Source organism: Pseudomonas sp. Tof1, from assembly GCF_055390395.1.
The window spans coordinates 2,119,532-2,137,560 of sequence record NZ_AP024344.1 but is presented as its reverse complement, the minus strand read 5'-3'; the positions used below and the strand labels follow the sequence as shown (position 1 = coordinate 2,137,560).

Here is an 18,029-nt window from a genome sequence, read left to right as displayed (position 1 = left end):
AGTGCCGACCAGAGGCCTCTGTTGTTATTTTTCACTGCCGGTTTCTATATATATTTTTCCATTGATTCGAACCATGTTCGAGGCGTTAATTAGCCATGAAAGATTATTCATCGATCATTAACTCGACGCTGCACGGAACTCAGGACACGCGCTGATAACCGCCGATCACGCCCTGTTTCGACAGTACCCACTGCCATAGCTGGATGTCCCTGGCGCGGAACGCCCCGGCGCAGGACAACAGGTAGTAGCGCCACATGCGACGGAAACGCTCGCCCATCTGTGCAGCGAAGCGTGGCCAGGCCGCTTCGAAGTTCTCGTACCAGGCCATCAGGGTCTTGTCGTAATCGGCGCCGAAGTTGTGCAGGTCCTCGACGACGAACAGGCCATCGACGGCATCGCCGATCTGGCCGATGGAAGGCAGGTCGCCGTTGGGGAAGATGTACTTGTCGATCCAGCGGTCGGTGGTGGAATGGCGGCGGTTCTTGCCGATGGTATGCAACAGGAACAACCCATCGTCCTTGAGGCAGCGCGCGGCGGTTTCCATGTAGACCCGGTGGTTCTTGCGCCCGACATGCTCGAACATGCCGATGCTGACGATATGGTCGAACTGCTCGTCGACATCACGGTAGTCCTGCAGGCGGAATTCCAGCGGCAACCCGGCATAACGCTGCTGCGCCCAGGCGGCCTGGTCCCGGGAAATGGTCACGCCGACGCACTCCACACCATAGTTCTGCGCCGCATAGGACATGAAGCTGCCCCAACCGCAACCGATGTCCAGCACGCGCATGCCCGGCTCCAGGCGCAGCTTGCGGCAGATCAGGTCGAGCTTGGCATTCTGCGCCTCGACCAGGTCTTCGGCTTCGCGCCAGTAGCCGCAGGTGTAGGTCATTCGCGGGTCGAGCATGCTCGCGTAGAATTCGCTGCCCAGGTCATAGTGCTGTTCACCGACCTGCCAGGCCCGCTTGCGGTTCTGCAGGTTGAGCAGCCTGACCCGGGCGGCGTGCAACAGCATCGCCATCGGGTTGACTCCATCGGCCAGCCCCGAGCGCAGCAGCCGGGCAAAGAACTCATCCAACTGGTCGGCGTCCCAGTCGCCGTCCATGTAGGCCTCGCCCAGCCCCAGGCTGCCTTCGGACAGGGCCCGCTCCGGCACACCCGGTCGATTCAGGCGCATGTCCCAGGGTGCCCGACCGTCCAGGCGCAAGCCGGCCTTGTCGAGCAGCGCTTCGGCCAGTCGATGGGAGCTGCTGGGCGGGGTACGGTCAGGGGAAATATCGGGAGTATCACAGGGCCGGGAGGCTAAAGAATCTTCGCACTTTGACTGCATCGGGAATCCTTACTTCTCAACTTGCACCGGAAGTGGACATCGAGGCCATTGTTCAAACCGTGGACGCAGGCGCTCAGGTTGACTATCGAAGCTCCAGGAAGCTTATGTCCGGGCTCTGGAGCCTGACAAACAAGGATTTGATAAAAGTGCTTTACCGAACTTGTAACAATTTATGAATCCACCGAAGGTGCGGCAGAGAGGCTGATACCTGGGAGTTTGCCGGTAAGGCTTGCCCGCGAAGGGGCCGGTCGGGCGGGAAACGCAAACAGAAAAGCCCGCATCGCTGCGGGCCTTTCCTGCATCCGAAGAACATGGCGGGAACGGCCCCGCCCCGCGATCAGATCACCTGGACGATGGCCTTGACCACGGTCTCGATGTTGCGCTGGTTCAACGACGCCACACAGATACGGCCGGTATCCAGGGCATAGATGCCGAACTCGCTCTTCAGGCGTGCCACCTGCTCCACGGTCAGACCGGAGTAGGAGAACATGCCGCGCTGACGACCGACGAAGCTGAAGTCACGCTTGGCGCCATGCTGGGCCAGCAGATCGACCATCTGCATGCGCATGTCACGGATGCGATCGCGCATCTCGGCCAGTTCCGCTTCCCACTGGGCACGCAGCTCAGGGTTGTTCAGCACGGTCGCGACGATGGTCGCACCGTGGGTCGGCGGGTTGGAGTAGTTGGTACGGATCACGCGCTTGACCTGGGACAGGACGCGGGCAGTCTCTTCCTTCGATTCGCTGACGATCGACAGCGCCCCGACGCGCTCGCCGTACAGCGAGAACGACTTGGAGAACGAGCTGGAAACGAAGAAGGTCAGGCCCGACTCGGCGAACAGGCGCACGGCGGCGGCGTCCTCGTGGATGCCGGCACCAAAGCCCTGGTAGGCCATGTCCAGGAACGGCACCAGGTCCCGGGACTTGATCACGTTCAGCACGTCCTGCCAGTCGGAGGGGCTCAGGTCGACGCCGGTCGGGTTGTGGCAGCAGGCGTGCAGCACGACGATGGACTTGGCTGGCAGCGCGTTGAGGTCTTCCAGCAGGCCGGCACGGTTCACGCCGTTGCTGGCGGCATCGTAGTAACGATAGTTCTGCACCGGGAAACCGGCGGTTTCGAACAGCGCGCGGTGGTTTTCCCAGCTCGGGTCGCTGATGGCGACGGTGGCGTCCGGCAGCAGTTGCTTGAGGAAATCGGCCCCGATCTTCAGTGCGCCGGTACCACCGACCGCCTGGGTGGTGAGCACGCGACCGGCGGCGATCAGCGGCGAATCCTCGCCGAACAGCAGGGTTTGCACGGCCTTGTCGTAGGCGGCGATGCCGTCGATCGGCAGGTAGCCACGGGAAGCATGCTGAGCCGCGCGCTGGGTCTCGGCTTCGACAACGGCACGCAACAGTGGGATCTTGCCACTTTCGTCACAGTAGACACCCACACCGAGGTTGACCTTGTCGGTACGGGTGTCGGCATTGAATGCTTCGTTGAGGCCCAGGATAGGATCGCGGGGTGCCATTTCGACAGCGGAGAACAGGCTCATTATTGCGGCGGCTCTGAATGGAGGGTGATCGGGGGTGACAACGCTCCAGCCGATTGCACTAGAGCGGTGCACAAACGGGGAGCTAGTATAGAGGCCATCACGGGCGACGGCGACCGGCTATTGTCGGATTCCGACAAGTTTTTTGGATTTATTTTACGCCCGACAGTCGAAATGTAACCCGACGTCCGACAGACGCCTGCCTTGAAAGCGATCGGACGAAACACCATTTCCAGGCTTATGATGCCTTTTTCCGCGACATGCCGTCGTGGACGATCCTTTTCGTCGCTGCGCGGCCTGCCGGGCAGCAGTGCCGGCGCGGCACATCAAGAGGTACGTTATGTCCCAATTCCAGCTCGTCACCCGCTTCCAGCCCGCCGGCGACCAGCCCGAGGCGATCCGCCAGATGGTCCAGGGCATCGAGGCCGGCCTGGCCCACCAGACCCTGCTCGGGGTGACCGGCTCGGGCAAGACCTTCAGCATCGCCAACGTGATCGCCCAGGTCCAGCGCCCCACCCTGGTGCTGGCACCGAACAAGACCCTGGCCGCGCAGTTGTACGGCGAATTCAAGACATTCTTCCCGAACAACGCCGTCGAATACTTCGTTTCCTACTACGACTACTACCAGCCGGAAGCCTACGTCCCCTCCTCCGATACCTTCATCGAGAAGGATGCGTCGATCAACGACCATATCGAGCAGATGCGCCTGTCGGCGACCAAGGCCCTGCTCGAACGCAAGGACGCCATCATCGTCACCACGGTGTCCTGCATCTACGGCCTGGGCAGCCCGGAAACCTACCTGAAGATGGTCCTGCACGTGGACCGCGGCGACAAGCTCGACCAGCGCGCCCTGCTGCGCCGCCTGGCCGACCTGCAATACACCCGCAACGACATGGACTTCGCCCGGGCGACCTTCCGCGTGCGCGGCGACGTGATCGACATCTACCCGGCCGAATCCGACCTGGAGGCGATCCGCGTCGAGCTGTTCGACGACGAGGTGGAAAGCCTGTCGGCCTTCGACCCGCTGACCGGCGAGGTGATCCGCAAGCTGCCGCGCTTCACCTTCTACCCCAAGAGCCACTATGTGACGCCGCGGGAAACCCTGCTCGAAGCCGTCGAGGGGATCAAGCAGGAACTGCAGGAACGCCTGGAGTATCTGCGCAACAGCAACAAGCTGGTGGAGGCCCAGCGCCTGGAGCAGCGCACCCGCTTCGACCTGGAGATGATCCTCGAACTGGGCTACTGCAACGGCATCGAAAACTACTCGCGCTACCTCTCCGGACGCGAAGCCGGCGCCCCGCCGCCGACCCTCTACGACTACCTGCCGCCGGATGCGCTGCTGGTGATCGACGAATCCCACGTCAGCGTTCCGCAGGTCGGCGCCATGTACAAGGGCGACCGCTCACGCAAGGAAACCCTGGTGGAATACGGCTTCCGCCTGCCGTCGGCGCTGGACAACCGGCCGATGCGCTTCGACGAGTGGGAGGCGGTGAGCCCGCAGACCATTTTCGTCTCCGCCACCCCGGCAACTACGAGGCCGAGCACGCCGGCCAGGTGGTCGAGCAGGTGGTACGCCCCACCGGGCTGGTCGACCCGCAGGTGGAGGTGCGCCCGGCGCTGACCCAGGTCGACGACCTGCTCTCGGAGATCAACAAGCGCGTGGCCCTGGAAGAGCGCGTGCTGGTCACTACCCTGACCAAGCGCATGGCCGAGGACCTCACCGACTACCTCGCCGACCACGGTATCCGGGTGCGCTACCTGCACTCGGACATCGACACCGTGGAGCGGGTGGAAATCATCCGCGACCTGCGCCTGGGCACCTTCGACGTGCTGGTGGGTATCAACCTGCTGCGCGAAGGCCTGGACATGCCGGAAGTGTCGCTGGTGGCGATTCTCGACGCGGACAAGGAAGGCTTCCTGCGCTCCGAGCGGTCGCTGATCCAGACCATCGGCCGCGCCGCGCGCAACCTCAATGGCAAGGCGATTCTCTACGCCGACAACGTCACCGGCTCCATGCAGCGGGCGATCGGCGAGACCGAACGGCGTCGTGACAAGCAGATCGCCTTCAACGAGGCCAACGGCATCACCCCCAAGGGCGTGGTCAAGGACGTCGCCGATATCATGGAAGGCGCCACCGTGCCCGGCTCGCGCAGCAAGAAGCGCAAGGGCATGGCCAAGGCTGCCGAGGAAAACGCCCGCTACGAAAACGAACTGCGTTCGCCGAGCGAGATCAGCAAGCGCATTCGCCAGCTGGAAGAAAAGATGTACCAACTGGCCCGCGACCTGGAGTTCGAGGCAGCGGCGCAGATGCGCGACGAAATCGCCAAGCTGCGTGAGCGCCTGTTGAACGTGTAGCCCTCGATCCCTGATCGCTCCCACGCTCTGCGTGGGAGCACAGCCCGTGACGCTCTGCGTCACCAGAGCGGATGCGGAGCGACCCGCAGGGGCTTGCCCGCGAACAGCCTCACGCTCGGCGCCTCGTCAGCCGAGCACCATCGCCAGCAGCACCAGCCCCAGCAAGCCGATGTAGAACCCTGCATGCAGCCGGTCCGGGATACGCCCGATCAGGGGCGTCGCCAGGCGCATGCCGAGCAGCGAGCCGAGGATCAGCAGGGCGAATGCCGGAAGGTTCACGTACCCGGCGAACCAGGGCCCCAACCCCAGGGGATGGACCCCGGCCAGGAGCACGTAGGTCAACGTCCCGACCACCGCCACCGGCACGCTCAACGGATTGGCCATGGCCGTGGCCAGCGTCATGCTCAGGCCGCTGCGCCTCAGCAACGGCACGGTCATGACGCTGCCGCCCACCCCGAGCAAGGTCGCCACGCTACCGATCAAGACGCCACCCAGCACCGTCACGCCAGGCGTCAATGGCCGAACCGGACGGGACCCCGCCGGCCGGATGAAACCTTGCCGCGCCAGGCAGTCAAGCAAGGTCAATCCCAGGTAGACGATGAAGGCCCAGCGCAGCACCTCACTGCTGAGCCAACTGGCCAGCACCGCCCCCAGTACCGCGCCCAGGCCGATGAAGCCGGCGAACGGCCAGATCCACTCCCCGCGCAGATTGCCGGCACGCCGGTGCTTGCCGGTGGCGATCAGCGCATTGACGATCATCACGCAGGTCGAGGTCGCCACCGCGATCTGCATCGCCGCCCCGCTGACAGCCGGGTCCGGGCTGTCACGCAGGGCCCGGTACACCAGCGGTACCACCACGAAACCACCACCGAAACCGAACAGCACGCTGGTCACGCCGGCCAGCCCGCCCAACAACGCCAACAGCCCGTAAAGCATCATGTCAGGTCCTTTGAGGAACGAAGCCCGCATATTGCTCCGCCAGGGCTTGGCGCGCCTGCGTAAGTCAGCCAATATCATTCGTGATTCGGCCAGACCGCCATCCCCATGCTCAATAGCCCACTCGCCCTGTACGACCACCTGCCCCGGGCGGTGATCGCCATCGGCACCGACTACCCCGGGGCCACCTGCTGGCCCGCCATCAGCACCGGCGAGCGCAATTGCTCTACGGCGCCAGCGGGGTGATGCATGTGCTGACCGACGACGGCAACTGGATCGTGCCACCGCAGCGGGCGGTCTGGATTCCTCCTCAGGTGCCGCACCAGGTGCTGATGCTCGGCGTCAGCACCCGCAGCCTGTACATCGAGCCCGCTGCGGTCGCGACGATGAGTGCCAGTTGCCAGGTGCTGGAGGTCTCGCCGCTGCTGCGCCAACTGCTGCTGGCCGCCGTCGAGATGCCGGTGGAGTACGCCGAACAGGGCCGCGACGGGGCCCTGGTCAGCCTGTTGCTGCATGAACTGGCCGCCGCCGGCAGCCTGCCGCTGCATATCCCCATGCCCCAGGACCCGCGCCTGCTGCCGCTGTGCCAGGCCTTCGTCGAACAGCCGGATATCCGCCAGTCGCCCGAGGCCTGGGCGGCGCGGTTGCATATGAGCCTGCGCAGTTTCGGCCGGCTGTTCCACGGCCAGACCGCCCTGAGCTTTTCCCAGTGGCGCCAGCGGGTCTGCGTGGTCCTGGCCCTGGCGCGACTGGCCGAAGGTGAAGCGGTGACGCGCATTGCCCTGGATTTCGGCTACCAGAGCCCGGCAGCGTTCTCGACCATGTTTCGTCGCACCCTGGGCCGGGCGCCCACCGACTACTGAAACGGCAACGGGCCGGACCGACAGGTACACGATGCCAGAATGCCTGTGATATTAATGACCTACCGCGCCGCCGATGGACCGAGCATGAAATTCGACAAAGCCTACTGCGTCAGCCTCGACGAGAAACTGACAATCTACGATGTCCGCGACCTGAACTTCGACGAGACCGTACCCTTCGATTCGGACACGGAAATCTTCCAGTGCCCCAACGATGCCTGCCGCAACGCCTTCGACCGCAGCAACCACCTGACCACCTTCAATGCCCGTCGGGTCCGCTTCAAGCGCACCCCGCACTTCAAGAACACGCCCAGTACCCGGCACCTGGCGGACTGCCCCTACCTCAGCCCGGAAACCGCACCCGACCTGCTCGACCCGGACCAGGCGCCGGACGGGATCGAAGGCGAGCAGAATTTCCCGGTGGAGTTGCTGCTGAGCCGTCGCGTCTACACCCGCAAGCCCACCACGCCAGCCGACTCCGCCCACCCGGAGCCGAAGGAGGCAACCCGCCCGGCGGGCGACAGCAGCGCCACCAGCACGCCCAGGGCGACACCGAATCGCACCAGCGTGTTCGCCCACCCGGTGGAATGCTTCGTCTCCAACTTCGCCAACAAGGATCTGCTCAAGCGCATGCCGCTGACCATTGGCGAGCTGAGCCTGAACTACAACGCCTTCTTCAAGCGGGTCGAGTACTGCCAGGATCGCAAGGGGCTGATCTACTGGGGCAGGATCAAGGAGATCAAGGACTACAGGAGCAGCTTCAGCGTGGTCTTCGACAAGCCGGTCTGGGCCGACCGCAAGCGCTATTCGGTGAACGTCTACCTGAGCAAGAGCCTGATCGAAAACTACCGCCAGCGCACGGCGTTCCTCGAGGAGATCAAGAGCGTGATCGACCAGGCCGATGACCTGTACTGCTTTTTCTACGGGGTGACGCCGGAGCTGAAACAGGTGCCGAGCAAGAAGAACCCGGAGCAGACCTTCAGCGTGTTCAGCTGTGAAATCGAGAACCTGGATCACTTCCTGATTCGCGAAGCGTCAGCCCTCGATACGCCTTGACCGGATCACTCGGCCGCCGTGGCCCGGGTGACCGTGGCACCGGCCCACTGGTAGGTCTTGTGGGCCGCGCAACGGCTGTCGCTGGCCTTGGAGCGGTCGAAGATGAACTCGAAGGTCACCGCCCCCTGGTAGTCGGTGCGCACGATGCGGTTGACGTCCAGCAGATGCCAGTTGCCGTCCTGCTTGAGCGAATCCGGCGAGTGATAGACGTCGTTGCCCCTGACCACGCCCTGGCGATTGAGCGTGTCCAGATGGAAATTGATATTGGCCTTGTTGCCGCCGCCCTCGCCCCCGCTGCGCACGATGCGGTATCTCACCGTACTGACATCGAAATAGGCCGAACTGCCGGCGGAGGCGAAGGCCACCCTGGCCTCCAGCTCGCCCCGGAAACGCCCGACCGAGCAGGAGAAATAGTCGGTGCGGGTCCCGCCCAGCATCTCCGCCGGACTCGGCTCGACACCGTCGGGGGCGGTGGAGGACGCCGCCAGTTGCTCGCCGTTCGCCTGCCCACCCTGGGCCACCGCCGCAAACATCAGCCCCGCACACAACAACGTACCGCATAAACCTCTGAGCGCTTTCATCGCAAATTCCATTTGATCGGGTTGAGAATCCGGGCCCGTTCTTGTGACCCGGTCCGGGAACGGCCGTTATCGGCCGGCGATCCCGTCGATTCATCAAGCCAAAAAGCGCCCGGGCGGACAAGGGTGCAACGCCCCGGTGGCGAGAGAGGGGAATCCGAACAACACGTCAGCGGTGTTTGGTCGGGACGATCAGACCTGGCGCCGGGCCGTGCCGAACAGGTGCACGCCCTGCAGTTCGCCGCCCTGTTCCAGCAGGCGGATCGGCGCGGTACCGCCCGGCATTTCGACCCGGACCTCGCCCGCGGCGACCCAACCGACCCGCCAGGCCGCACAGGCCACCGCACTGGCGCTGGTGCCCGAGGACGCGGTCGGCCCCTCGCCGCGCTCGAACACCCGCGCCTGCAGGTGCCCCGGCGCCACGAGCATCGCCCACTGCAGGTTGACCCCGGCCGGGCACGGCTCGCCCGCCCCCACCGGTGGCGCAAAGGCAATCGCGGTCAAGCCCTGCTCCAGCGCCGCCTCCAGCATCTGTGGGTTGCTCGGCAATGCCGAGAGCTGCTCCACCAGGGTCACGCAATGGGGATTGCCGACCCGCACGAACTGGCTGCGCTGCCAGGCCTCGTTCAAGCGCGCCAGGGGCGCGACATGGCTCAGTTGACGGCCATTCAACGCGGCCTCCCCGGTGCCCCAGGCAGCGACTGCCGCGGGGCCGAATTCCGGTTTGCCCAGCGCCAGCCAGAAGCCCGGCTGGCCCTCCACCTGCGCCGGTTCCACCGCCGTCGCGACAGGAGACGAACCGCCCGGCTGATCGTGATGGACCCGCAACAGGCTGCTGCCCTCGGCCGCCAGCAGACCCTGCTCGCTCAATGCCTGGGAAAAGATCGTCAGGCCGTTGCCACTGCGCTCGGCCAGGGTGCCGTCGGTATTGACGATCAGCAGATCGAACGGCGCCGCGCACTGGAACGGCCCGACCAGCAAACCGTCGGAGCGATGGTGCTTGCCTCCCCGTCCCGGCTCCTGCCCCGCCCAGCCGCACAGCGCTTGCACCGCCGCAACCGACCAGTCGCGCCGCTGCAACGCCGCCCGGGCGGCATCCACCGGTACGTCGAGCCCCAGTGCGCGCAACTCCTCAGGGCTCGCCACCGCATAGATGTTCCCGCGTGCATCATAAAACGTCGCCATGGTCCCGCTCCGGCAAAACCCTCACTTTAGCCGCGATCCCCGTGGGGAAAAACACCCGGGCGTTAGCATTTTCCAGCGGATTGGCTAGGCTGCCAGCTGTCGATGTCCTGCTGTCGTCGACGCGCGAAGGATTCCCCGGATCGCCAATAGGAGACAGCATGAACGACAAAGCCCCCATGGCCGAGCTCTACTGCGAAGGCCGCAAGCAATTCATCGACCTGGTGCCCAACGGCGGCGCCCGCCTGGATGCGCTGTTCCACACCACGCCCGCTCTCGGCGAGCTGGCGGTCGGCGTGGTCTACGGCCACCTGCACCAGCGCCCCGGCCTCGATCCCCGACTGCGGGAGGCCGCGACCTTCGCCGCCATCGTCGCGGCGGGGATGGTCGGCCCGCCCCTGAGTGTACACTTCAAGACCGGCCTGGCCTCGGGGCTGGCCCCGGGCGAATACACCGAACTGCTGTTGCAGGCCTCGGCCTTCACCGGCTTTCCCAGGGCCGTGGCCACCGCCGACCGGCTCAACCAGCTGTTCGCCGAGGAAGGCATGACTTCACCACCCGCGCCGGCGCCACGCGCGGTGGTGCTGGAATTCTGCGACGCGGTGCGGGACAACCGCGAGCACTTTCCGGTCTCGCCACAGATACGCGCGCTACTGCGCCCACCCCACCAGTTGCAGGTCACCGCCACGGCGGCGGACCGGGTGCTGGTGGAGAGTTATCAGAAAGGTCATCCGCTGCCACGGGGCCTGCTGCTGGTGCGCGTCGACGGCGAGCGGATCGTCGCCGTGACGCTGTTCGACCCCGTCTAGTGGCCTGTGTGGCCACTAGGAGTCAGCGCACCAGGCAGGGACGCTTGTTGTCGAACGACCAGCCGGGGATCAGGCACTGCATGGCCACGCTGTCGTCCCGGGCGCCAAGGCCCATGTGGCGGTAACACTCATGGGCGCGGGCCACCGCGTCCATGTCCAGCTCGATCCCCAACCCCGGCTTCTGCGGCACCTGGATGAAGCCGTCGACGATCTGCAACGGCTCGCGGGTCAGGCCCTGGCCGTCCTGCCAGATCCAGTGGGTGTCAATGGCGGTGATCTCGCCCGGCGCCGCCGCGGCGACATGGGTGAACATCGCCAGGGAAATGTCGAAGTGGTTGTTGGAGTGCGAGCCCCAGGTCAGGCCCCACTCATGACACATCTGTGCGACCCGTACCGAGCCCTGCAGGGTCCAGAAATGCGGGTCGGCCAGCGGGATGTCGACGGCGTGCAACTGGATCGCATGGCCCATTTCCCGCCAGTCGGTGGCGATCATGTTGGTCGCCGTCGGCAGGCCGGTGGCCCGGCGGAACTCGGCCATGACTTCGCGCCCCGAATAGCCGTTTTCCGCACCGCAAGGGTCCTCGGCATAGGCCAGTACCCGATGCTGGTCGCGACACAGGGCAATCGCCTCCCTGAGCGACCAGGCGCCATTCGGATCGAGGGTGATGCGGGCCTCGGGGAAGCGCTCGGCCAGGGCCGTCACCGCTTCCATCTCGCGAGCGCCCTCGAGCACGCCGCCCTTGAGCTTGAAGTCGTTGAAACCGTAGCGCGCCTGGGCAGCCTCGGCCAGGCGGACGATCGCCTCCGGGGTCATCGCCTGCTCGTGGCGCAGGCGGAACCAGGCGTCCTCGGCCTCGGCCTCATTGCGGTAGGCCAGGTTGGTGCGCTGCCGGTCGCCGATGTAGAACAGGTAGCCGAGCACCTTGACCGCTTCCCGCTGCTGCCCCTCGCCGAGCAGCGCCGCCACCGGTACGCCGAGGAACTGGCCGAGCAGGTCGAGCAGCGCCGCCTCCAGGGCGGTGACCGCATGGATGGTGATGCGCAGGTCGAAGGTCTGCAGCCCGCGGCCACCGGCATCACGCTCGGCAAAAGTCTGGCGGACCTGGTTGAGCAGCTTCTGGTAGTTGCCGATGGACTGGCCCAGCAGCAGGCCGCGGGCGTCCTCCAGGGTCGCGCGGATCCGCTCGCCGCCGGGCACCTCGCCGACGCCGGTGCGGCCGCTGCTGTCGGTGATGATGACGAGATTGCGGGTGAAGAACGGGCCGTGGGCGCCACTGAGGTTGAGCAGCATGCTGTCGTGGCCGGCCACCGGGATGACCTGGAAGCCGCTGATGACCGGGGTCTGGCCGGCAGTGCCGAGCATCTGTGCATTCATGATGGGTACCTGTCTGGCGAAACTGTCGTTTCGAAAAAAGTGTCGTTCAGTGAGATTCGTTCAGAGCCGGGCCGATGCTGCCCGGCACGCCCTGCCCGGGTTTGGGCCGAGTGCGGGCAAAGAACACCAGGATCGCCGCGATCACCGAGGTCGCCGCCAGGCCGTAGAGGCCGCCCTGGATCGAACCGGTGTTCTGCTCCAGCAGGCCGAAGGTGGCCGGTGCGACGAAGCCGCCGAGGTTGCCGGTGGAATTGATCAGGGCAATCACCGCCGCCGCGATCCGCGCATCCAGGTAGGCCTGGGGGATCGGCCAGAACAGCGACGAGGCGGACTTGAAGCCGATGGCGGCGAAACACACCGCGACGAAGGCGAACACCGGCCCGCCGGTGGTCGACATGAACATCCCGGCCGCCGCCACCAGCAGCGCCGTGGCAACCCAGGCCTGCTGGTGCTTCCACTTGCCCGAGGCCGCCGCGAAGGCATACATGGCGATGATCGAGATCAGCCACGGAATGGAGTTGAGCAGCCCCACCTGCAAATCGCTGAGCGCACCCATTTTCTTGATGATGCTCGGCAGCCAGAAGGTCGCCGCGTAAATGGTCAGTTGAATGCAGAAGTACAGCAGGCAGAACAGCAGGATCTGCCGGTCCTTGAGCAGGCTCCAGGTCGACGGCCTGATCGGCATCGACGCCTCGCGGGCCCGCTGCTCCTCGTCGATCGCCTGCACCAGCGCCTCCTGCTCGGCACGGCCCAGCCATCTGGCGTCGCGTGGCGCGGAGTCGAGCCAGAACCAGGTGAAACCACAGAGCACTACCGAGGCCATTCCCTCGATGATGAACATCCACTGCCAGCCGTGCCAGCCCAGGCCTTCGATCTGCAGCAGGGCGCCGGACAGCGGACCGGAGATCAGCGAGGCCAGCGCCGAGCCGCTGAGAAAGATTGCGATGGCCTTGCCCCGCTCCACCCCCGGCAGCCAGCGGGTGAAGTAGTAGATCACCCCGGGAAAGAACCCGGCCTCGGCGATCCCGAGCAGGAAACGCAGGATGTAGAAATGGGTTTCGTTCTGGACGAAGGCCATGGCCGTGGCGACCACGCCCCAGCTGAACATGATGCGGGTCAGCCAGAGCCGTGCGCCGACCTTCTGCAGGAGCAGGTTGGAAGGCACCTCGAACAGCGCGTAACCGATGAAGAACAGCCCGGCACCGAAGCCATAGGCGGCGGCACCGATGCCCAGGTCATGCTCCAGATGCGTGCGCACGAAGCCGATGTTGACCCGGTCGATGTAGTTGACGATGAACATGATGACGAACAGCGGCAGGACATGGCGCTTGACCTTCGCCACGGCGACGGCCAGCAGTGAATCGTGTGCCGCTGACGCGGACGGATCGAGGGTGTGGTTCACGACGGTCTCCCACGGATTATTGTTGTGTGCGGGGTGCTGGCCAACTCAAGCCAGTCGACAGTCATCATACGAGTAGAAAAATCTGCTAACAAGCACTTCGATGTTGTGGCACGCCCTCAACGCTCAGGAAAACGCTCGGAGTAAAAACCTAATTATTTGTTTTATAACAACTAATTTCCAATAAATATATTTTCTCTGGTGAGCCTTTTCATTTGAACCGGACGGGGCTGACCCGGCCTTCACGGGAAAAACACCTGAAAGACCGAACTTGTCATACATGTATCGCCGCCACTCACACCACTTGTCGTACGAGTGTTAAGCTTTCCCCCTCACACCCCCACGATACGACCATGAGCACTGACAGCGATCTCCCCACCGCGCGCCGCAAGCGCACGCCCAACCTGGCCACCGACCTGGTCAATCACCTGACTCAGCGGATACGCCTGGGCGAGTTGAAACCGGGCGAAAAGCTGCCGTCGGAAAGCGCGATCATTCGCGAGCACAAGGTCAGTCGCACAGTGGTGCGCGAGGCGATCTCCAAGCTGCAGGCCGCGGGCTGGGTCGAGACCCACCACGGCGTCGGCAGTTTCGTGCTGGAACGCGAGGAGGGCCACGGCCTGCGCCTGAGCGCCGACACGGCCATGAGCGTGCGGGGCCTTCTCGAATTGCGCCTGGGCCTGGAAACCCAGGCCGTCGCCCTGGCGGCCCGCCGACGCACCGATGAACAGCTGCGGCAGATGCGCGCGGCGCTGGACGAGTACCAGAGCCTGCTGGCCAACAACGACAGTTGCGTACCCGCCGACCAGCGCTTCCACCTGCTGATCGCCGAAGCCACCGGCAACCCGTATTTCGTCGAGATCCTGCTGCATCTGGGCAACTCGATGATCCGCGGACCCGGGTGCACGCAGCCGAACGCGGCAATGCCGACCTGCAGGCCCTGGGCCGCTTGGCCAATCAGGAACACGAGGCGATTCTCGCCGCGATTCGCCGCCAGGATGCCGATGCGGCACGGGCGGCGATGTGGACGCACCTGAGCAACAGCCAGGAGCGTTTCGCCGGCGAGTAGACGGTCAGCCGGCCGGGATTCGCCGGCAGTCATCCGGCCCGAGCAGGCGACCGTCCTCGGCGCGCAGTTCCAGCGGCCTGAGCGGCAACCCCTGCTCGCGGTCGACCATGACCGAGTGCGGCTCCTGCGGCCCATAGCAATGCGCCTCGCCCCACTGGCGCAAACCGATGAGCAGGTTGAACAGACCCCGGCCCTTTTCCGTCAACACGTACTCCTGGTACGCGCTGCCATCCGACGCCGGAACGATGTCCAGCACCCCCTGCCCGACCAGGCTCTTCAAGCGCGTGGCAAGAATGTTGCGCGCCAGCCCGAGGTTGCGCTGAAACTCGCCGAAGCGGCGAAGGCCGTCGAACGCATCCCGAATGATCAGCAACGACCAGCCATCGCCGATGGCCGCCACCGAGCGGGCCACCGGGCATTCGGCGGCTTCCAGGCTGGAACGTTTGACCATGGCAAGGGACTCCGGCAGAAAAATGTGGTTGCAATGTAAAACCAGCCTCTCTAGGGTACAAGTGGTTTTAAATTGAAACCACCTACTCGAGGAGCCTTGCCATGACGCTTGAAGCCCCGGCCAGCACCGATATCGCGCAGACCGGCAGCCGACTGTCCAGGGTCACAGTGCTGCTGTTCGCCGTCGCCTGCGGACTGTCGGTAGGCAATGTGTACTACGCCCAGCCCCTGCTGGATGCCATGGCCGATACCTTCGCCATGGATCACGCCACGGTCGGCATCGTGGTCAGCCTGAGCCAGGTCGGCTACGGCCTGGGCCTGCTGTTGCTGGTGCCACTGGGCGACCTGTTGAACCGCCGACGGCTGATCGTCGGCCAGATGCTGCTGTCGGTGCTGGCCCTGCTGCTCGCGGCCCTGGCCCCCGACAGTGCCTGGCTGTTGCTGGGCATGAGCCTGATCGGCCTGCTGGCGGTGGTGACCCAGACCCTGGTGGCCTATGCGGCACAACTGGCGGCGCCAGGCGAGCGCGGCCAGGTCGTCGGCAGCGTCACCAGTGGCATCGTCGTCGGCCTGCTGCTGGCCCGCACCGTCGCCGGGGGCATGGCCGACCTGGCCGGCTGGCGTTCGGTCTACCTGTTGTCGGCGCTACTGACCCTGCTGATGGCCGTGGCACTCTGGCAGGTGCTGCCCCGGCATGAGCCACCCAAGCCGCGCCAGGGCTACGGCGCGCTGATCGTCTCGCTGCTCGGGCTGTTCCGCGAGGAAAAGGTCCTGCGCGACCGGGCGGTGCTGGCCATGCTGATCTTTGCCGCCGGAACCGTGCTGTGGACTCCGTTGGTACTGCCCCTGAGTGCACCGCCGCTATCGTTATCGCATACCGGGATCGGCCTGTTCGGCCTGGCCGGTGCGGCCAGCGCGCTGGGGGCGGCGCGCGCCGGGCATTGGGCGGATCGTGGCCGGGCGCAGTGGGTCAGCGGCCTGGCGCTGACGATGATGCTGCTGTCCTGGTTGCCGATCGCCTTTACCCAATCGTCGCTCTGGGCCCTGCTGCTCGGCGTGGTCACCCTCGACCTGGGCCTGCAGGCGGTGCATGTGACCAGCCAGGCGCTGATCTACAGCGTCCGACCCCAGGCGCAGAGTCGGCTGGCGGCGGGCTACATGCTGTTCTATTCGGTGGGGAGTGCCAGCGGTGCCGTGGGGGCCACGGCGATGTATGCCTGGGGCGGGTGGCCGGGCGTCTGCCTGTTGGGGGCCGCGATCAGTGCCACGGCCCTGGTGTATTGGGGGTGGTCCGTGAGGGAGTGAACTCAGTCCTTGCCCCGCAGCATGCTCTCCAGCACCCCATCCCGGCGGATCCAGCCATGGAACAGCGCCGCCGCCAGGTGCATCAGCACCGTCAGGAACAGCAGGTAGGCCAGGTAGCCGTGGGCCTTGCGCAACCAGGCAAAGGTCGCGGCATCCGCCGACAACAGTGCCGGCAGGCGGATCGAACTGCTCAGCATCACCGGATCACCCGCCGCGCCAATCATCGCCCAGCCCAGCAACGGCAGCACCAGCATCAGCGCATACAGCAGCACATGGGAGAGCTTCGCCGCCAGCACCTGCCAACCCGGCAGATCCGCCGGCAGCGCCGGCTGCCGCGTGCCGAAGCGCACGGCAAGCCGTACGATCGCCAGTACCAGGATCGCAATCCCCAACGGCTTGTGCAGGTGGATCAGCCACTCGTGCCGTGCCGACACCGAGGCCACCATCCCGGCGCCGATGAACAGCATCGCCAGGATCATCAGCGCCATCAGCCAGTGCAGCAGGCGCGCCAGGGGAACGAAATGTTTCAACGGGGCGCTCATGGACGGGACTCCTGTTGGGCGTGAGTGGCGGGCAACTGGCCGACTTCGCTGGTGCGACGCAGGTAGGAACTGGAATACGCCGCCGAACGCGCCGCCAGCAGCGGGTCGGCCGAGGCCTCGATACCGCTGGGCAGGACCAGCGGGTCGTAGTTGATGTCACGGCAATCGCCGCTGTCCTGCGGTTGCGTGCTCTCCAGCACCAGGGTGCCGGCGTTGAGCACCTTGTGATCGCCGGTCCAGGCCTTGCTCGCATCGTCGATCGGGTCGCCGGGGTTGGCCAGGGTAATGCGCAGCTCCCATTTCAGCGGACCGGCCGCCAGACGCTGTACCAGATCCTTTTCCAGGAAGTCGGCAGCGGCCGGCGCCACCGCGCCGGGGGTGTCCTGACTCAACGGCACATAGCCCCAGCGTACCGCCTGGCGCTGGCCCGCGGCATTGACCAGGTAGAAGGCGTTCAGCGCGTTGTAACTCTCGGTGGCATAGCTGGCCGAAGGCTTGGCGGTCTTGACCCATTGCAGGAACGGACCGGTTTCCGGATGCGCGGCAAAGAACGCCGCCAGCGCCGCCGGGTTCGGCTTGCCGGTCGCCGGGTCCGGCGCGGAAGCCTTGAGCTGCTCGTAGAAGGCTTGCGGCGTACTCACCGGGAATACCGGCATGCTGTTCATCCCGCTGCGCCATTGCTGGCCGTTGGCGAGAATGAAGCGCAGCCCCAGGCTGCGGATCGGCACGCTGCTGTCCGCGGCGTAGGGGTTGCCCCCCGGCAGGGCGAAACGCCCTTCCACCGGCACGCTGCCTTCGGCGAAGACCTTGGCGATGGAGTACGGACGGGCTTCAGCGCTGCTTTCGAAGTAGCCCGCGACGCAGACGCCCTTGGCGTGGTTGCGCCGCAGCCCCGGATAGTGGCCGCTGTTGTTCTCCAGCGTATCGACGATGCGCGCGGGCGTCAGGCGTTGCGGATCGAGCCGGCCACCGACATAACCGAGGGCGCCGGCCAGCGCCGCCACGACCACGGCGATACCGGCCAGACGCAAGACCTTGCTCGTACCGCTCAGTGGCGGCGGGGTGTGATCTACCATGAAAAACTCCAGGGCCCTGGGCGGCCACACGGTTGGGGGAGCGAGTAGGACGCAGGTCGTCAGGGGTTATTCCCGGGCGTCGATAATTTATTTCGATCAATATTTTTCCGCTGGCTGGAATAACCTTCAGGCACGGACGTCTTCCTGCATCCAGCGTAGTGACTGACCAGAACCCTGCA

13 protein-coding genes and 3 pseudogenes are annotated in these 18,029 nt (G+C 65.3%); 6 read left to right on the top strand and 10 right to left on the bottom strand.

Annotated elements, in window-relative coordinates:
* Positions 1-139 precede the first annotated feature (139 nt).
* Positions 140-1,327: a cyclopropane fatty acyl phospholipid synthase gene (gene cfa, locus ACZ5KU_RS09885; protein WP_275044512.1), complete on the bottom strand. Its 1,188-nt coding sequence runs from the start codon at positions 1,325-1,327 to the stop codon at positions 140-142.
* A gap of 337 nt (positions 1,328-1,664) precedes the next feature.
* Complete coding sequence (locus ACZ5KU_RS09880) at positions 1,665-2,861, bottom strand: amino acid aminotransferase (protein WP_054057662.1); 1,197 nt, start codon at positions 2,859-2,861, stop codon at positions 1,665-1,667.
* A gap of 337 nt (positions 2,862-3,198) precedes the next feature.
* On the opposite strand from ACZ5KU_RS09880, the pseudogene uvrB reads away from it, so the two are divergent.
* A pseudogene (uvrB, locus tag ACZ5KU_RS09875) lies at positions 3,199-5,213 on the top strand (excinuclease ABC subunit UvrB).
* 126 nt (positions 5,214-5,339) lie between these two features.
* On the opposite strand, the gene ACZ5KU_RS09870 reads toward uvrB, so the two are convergent.
* Positions 5,340-6,149 carry a sulfite exporter TauE/SafE family protein gene (locus ACZ5KU_RS09870; RefSeq protein ID WP_054057668.1) on the bottom strand — a complete coding sequence of 270 codons (810 nt, stop codon included), beginning with the start codon at positions 6,147-6,149 and terminating at the stop codon, positions 5,340-5,342.
* A gap of 108 nt (positions 6,150-6,257) precedes the next feature.
* On the opposite strand from ACZ5KU_RS09870, the pseudogene ACZ5KU_RS09865 reads away from it, so the two are divergent.
* Together ACZ5KU_RS09865 and ACZ5KU_RS09860 are read left to right on the top strand one after the other, a co-directional pair.
* Positions 6,258-7,012, top strand: a pseudogene (locus ACZ5KU_RS09865) (AraC family transcriptional regulator).
* An 84-nt stretch (positions 7,013-7,096) separates the two neighbouring features.
* Positions 7,097-8,065, top strand: a complete 969-nt coding sequence (locus ACZ5KU_RS09860) for a hypothetical protein (protein WP_054057669.1) — start codon at positions 7,097-7,099, stop codon at positions 8,063-8,065.
* A 5-nt stretch (positions 8,066-8,070) separates the two neighbouring features.
* Here ACZ5KU_RS09860 and ACZ5KU_RS09855 read toward each other — a convergent pair whose 3' ends face one another.
* Together ACZ5KU_RS09855 and ACZ5KU_RS09850 are read right to left on the bottom strand one after the other, a co-directional pair.
* On the bottom strand, positions 8,071-8,646 hold the full coding sequence (locus tag ACZ5KU_RS09855) for a hypothetical protein (protein ID WP_054057665.1): 576 nt from the start codon (positions 8,644-8,646) through the stop codon (positions 8,071-8,073).
* Between the two features lie 189 nt (positions 8,647-8,835).
* Positions 8,836-9,828: a diaminopimelate epimerase gene (locus ACZ5KU_RS09850; RefSeq protein WP_464737077.1), complete on the bottom strand. Its 993-nt coding sequence runs from the start codon at positions 9,826-9,828 to the stop codon at positions 8,836-8,838.
* Between the two features lie 158 nt (positions 9,829-9,986).
* Between ACZ5KU_RS09850 and ACZ5KU_RS09845 the strand changes: the two genes are divergently transcribed.
* Positions 9,987-10,634, top strand: coding sequence for a carboxymuconolactone decarboxylase family protein (locus tag ACZ5KU_RS09845; protein ID WP_464737076.1), 648 nt, complete (start codon positions 9,987-9,989; stop codon positions 10,632-10,634).
* A 22-nt stretch (positions 10,635-10,656) separates the two neighbouring features.
* On the opposite strand, the gene gudD is transcribed toward ACZ5KU_RS09845, so the two are convergent.
* Together gudD and ACZ5KU_RS09835 are read right to left on the bottom strand one after the other, a co-directional pair.
* Positions 10,657-12,009: a glucarate dehydratase gene (gene gudD, locus ACZ5KU_RS09840; RefSeq protein WP_054063847.1), complete on the bottom strand. Its 1,353-nt coding sequence runs from the start codon at positions 12,007-12,009 to the stop codon at positions 10,657-10,659.
* Between the two features lie 46 nt (positions 12,010-12,055).
* Complete coding sequence (locus ACZ5KU_RS09835) at positions 12,056-13,411, bottom strand: MFS transporter (protein WP_054061552.1); 1,356 nt, start codon at positions 13,409-13,411, stop codon at positions 12,056-12,058.
* A gap of 350 nt (positions 13,412-13,761) precedes the next feature.
* On the opposite strand from ACZ5KU_RS09835, the pseudogene ACZ5KU_RS09830 reads away from it, so the two are divergent.
* Positions 13,762-14,477: pseudogene (locus ACZ5KU_RS09830) on the top strand (FadR/GntR family transcriptional regulator).
* 4 nt (positions 14,478-14,481) lie between these two features.
* On the opposite strand, the gene ACZ5KU_RS09825 reads toward ACZ5KU_RS09830, so the two are convergent.
* Entirely contained in the window at positions 14,482-14,928 is a 447-nt protein-coding gene (locus tag ACZ5KU_RS09825; protein ID WP_464737075.1) for a winged helix-turn-helix transcriptional regulator, read from the bottom strand.
* A 101-nt stretch (positions 14,929-15,029) separates the two neighbouring features.
* Between ACZ5KU_RS09825 and ACZ5KU_RS09820 the strand changes: the two genes are divergently transcribed.
* The gene (locus ACZ5KU_RS09820; RefSeq protein ID WP_416772557.1) at positions 15,030-16,232 is read left to right on the top strand and encodes an MFS transporter; all 1,203 of its coding nucleotides are present in this window, start codon (positions 15,030-15,032) and stop codon (positions 16,230-16,232) included.
* Between the two features lie 2 nt (positions 16,233-16,234).
* Here ACZ5KU_RS09820 and ACZ5KU_RS09815 read toward each other — a convergent pair whose 3' ends face one another.
* Both ACZ5KU_RS09815 and ACZ5KU_RS09810 read right to left on the bottom strand, forming a co-directional pair.
* Complete coding sequence (locus tag ACZ5KU_RS09815; protein WP_054061563.1) at positions 16,235-16,774, bottom strand: cytochrome b; 540 nt, start codon at positions 16,772-16,774, stop codon at positions 16,235-16,237.
* Positions 16,771-17,850, bottom strand: a complete 1,080-nt coding sequence (locus ACZ5KU_RS09810; protein WP_464737074.1) for a catalase family peroxidase — start codon at positions 17,848-17,850, stop codon at positions 16,771-16,773. Before ACZ5KU_RS09810 ends, ACZ5KU_RS09815 begins: the two co-directional genes overlap by 4 nt.
* Positions 17,851-18,029: the final 179 nt, after the last annotated feature.

Excerpts from the sequence above, each read along its gene's own strand:
- cfa (WP_275044512.1), bottom strand. The coding sequence starts at position 1,327 with ATGCAGTCAAAGTGCGAAGATTCTTTAGCCTCCCGGCCCTGTGATACT.
- ACZ5KU_RS09880 (WP_054057662.1), bottom strand. The coding sequence starts at position 2,861 with ATGAGCCTGTTCTCCGCTGTCGAAATGGCACCCCGCGATCCTATCCTG.
- ACZ5KU_RS09870 (WP_054057668.1), bottom strand. The coding sequence starts at position 6,149 with ATGCTTTACGGGCTGTTGGCGTTGTTGGGCGGGCTGGCCGGCGTGACC.
- ACZ5KU_RS09860 (WP_054057669.1), top strand. The coding sequence starts at position 7,097 with ATGAAATTCGACAAAGCCTACTGCGTCAGCCTCGACGAGAAACTGACA.
- ACZ5KU_RS09855 (WP_054057665.1), bottom strand. The coding sequence starts at position 8,646 with ATGAAAGCGCTCAGAGGTTTATGCGGTACGTTGTTGTGTGCGGGGCTG.
- ACZ5KU_RS09850 (WP_464737077.1), bottom strand. The coding sequence starts at position 9,828 with ATGGCGACGTTTTATGATGCACGCGGGAACATCTATGCGGTGGCGAGC.
- ACZ5KU_RS09845 (WP_464737076.1), top strand. The coding sequence starts at position 9,987 with ATGAACGACAAAGCCCCCATGGCCGAGCTCTACTGCGAAGGCCGCAAG.
- gudD (WP_054063847.1), bottom strand. The coding sequence starts at position 12,009 with ATGAATGCACAGATGCTCGGCACTGCCGGCCAGACCCCGGTCATCAGC.
- ACZ5KU_RS09825 (WP_464737075.1), bottom strand. The coding sequence starts at position 14,928 with ATGGTCAAACGTTCCAGCCTGGAAGCCGCCGAATGCCCGGTGGCCCGC.
- ACZ5KU_RS09820 (WP_416772557.1), top strand. The coding sequence starts at position 15,030 with ATGACGCTTGAAGCCCCGGCCAGCACCGATATCGCGCAGACCGGCAGC.
- ACZ5KU_RS09815 (WP_054061563.1), bottom strand. The coding sequence starts at position 16,774 with ATGAGCGCCCCGTTGAAACATTTCGTTCCCCTGGCGCGCCTGCTGCAC.
- ACZ5KU_RS09810 (WP_464737074.1), bottom strand. The coding sequence starts at position 17,850 with ATGGTAGATCACACCCCGCCGCCACTGAGCGGTACGAGCAAGGTCTTG.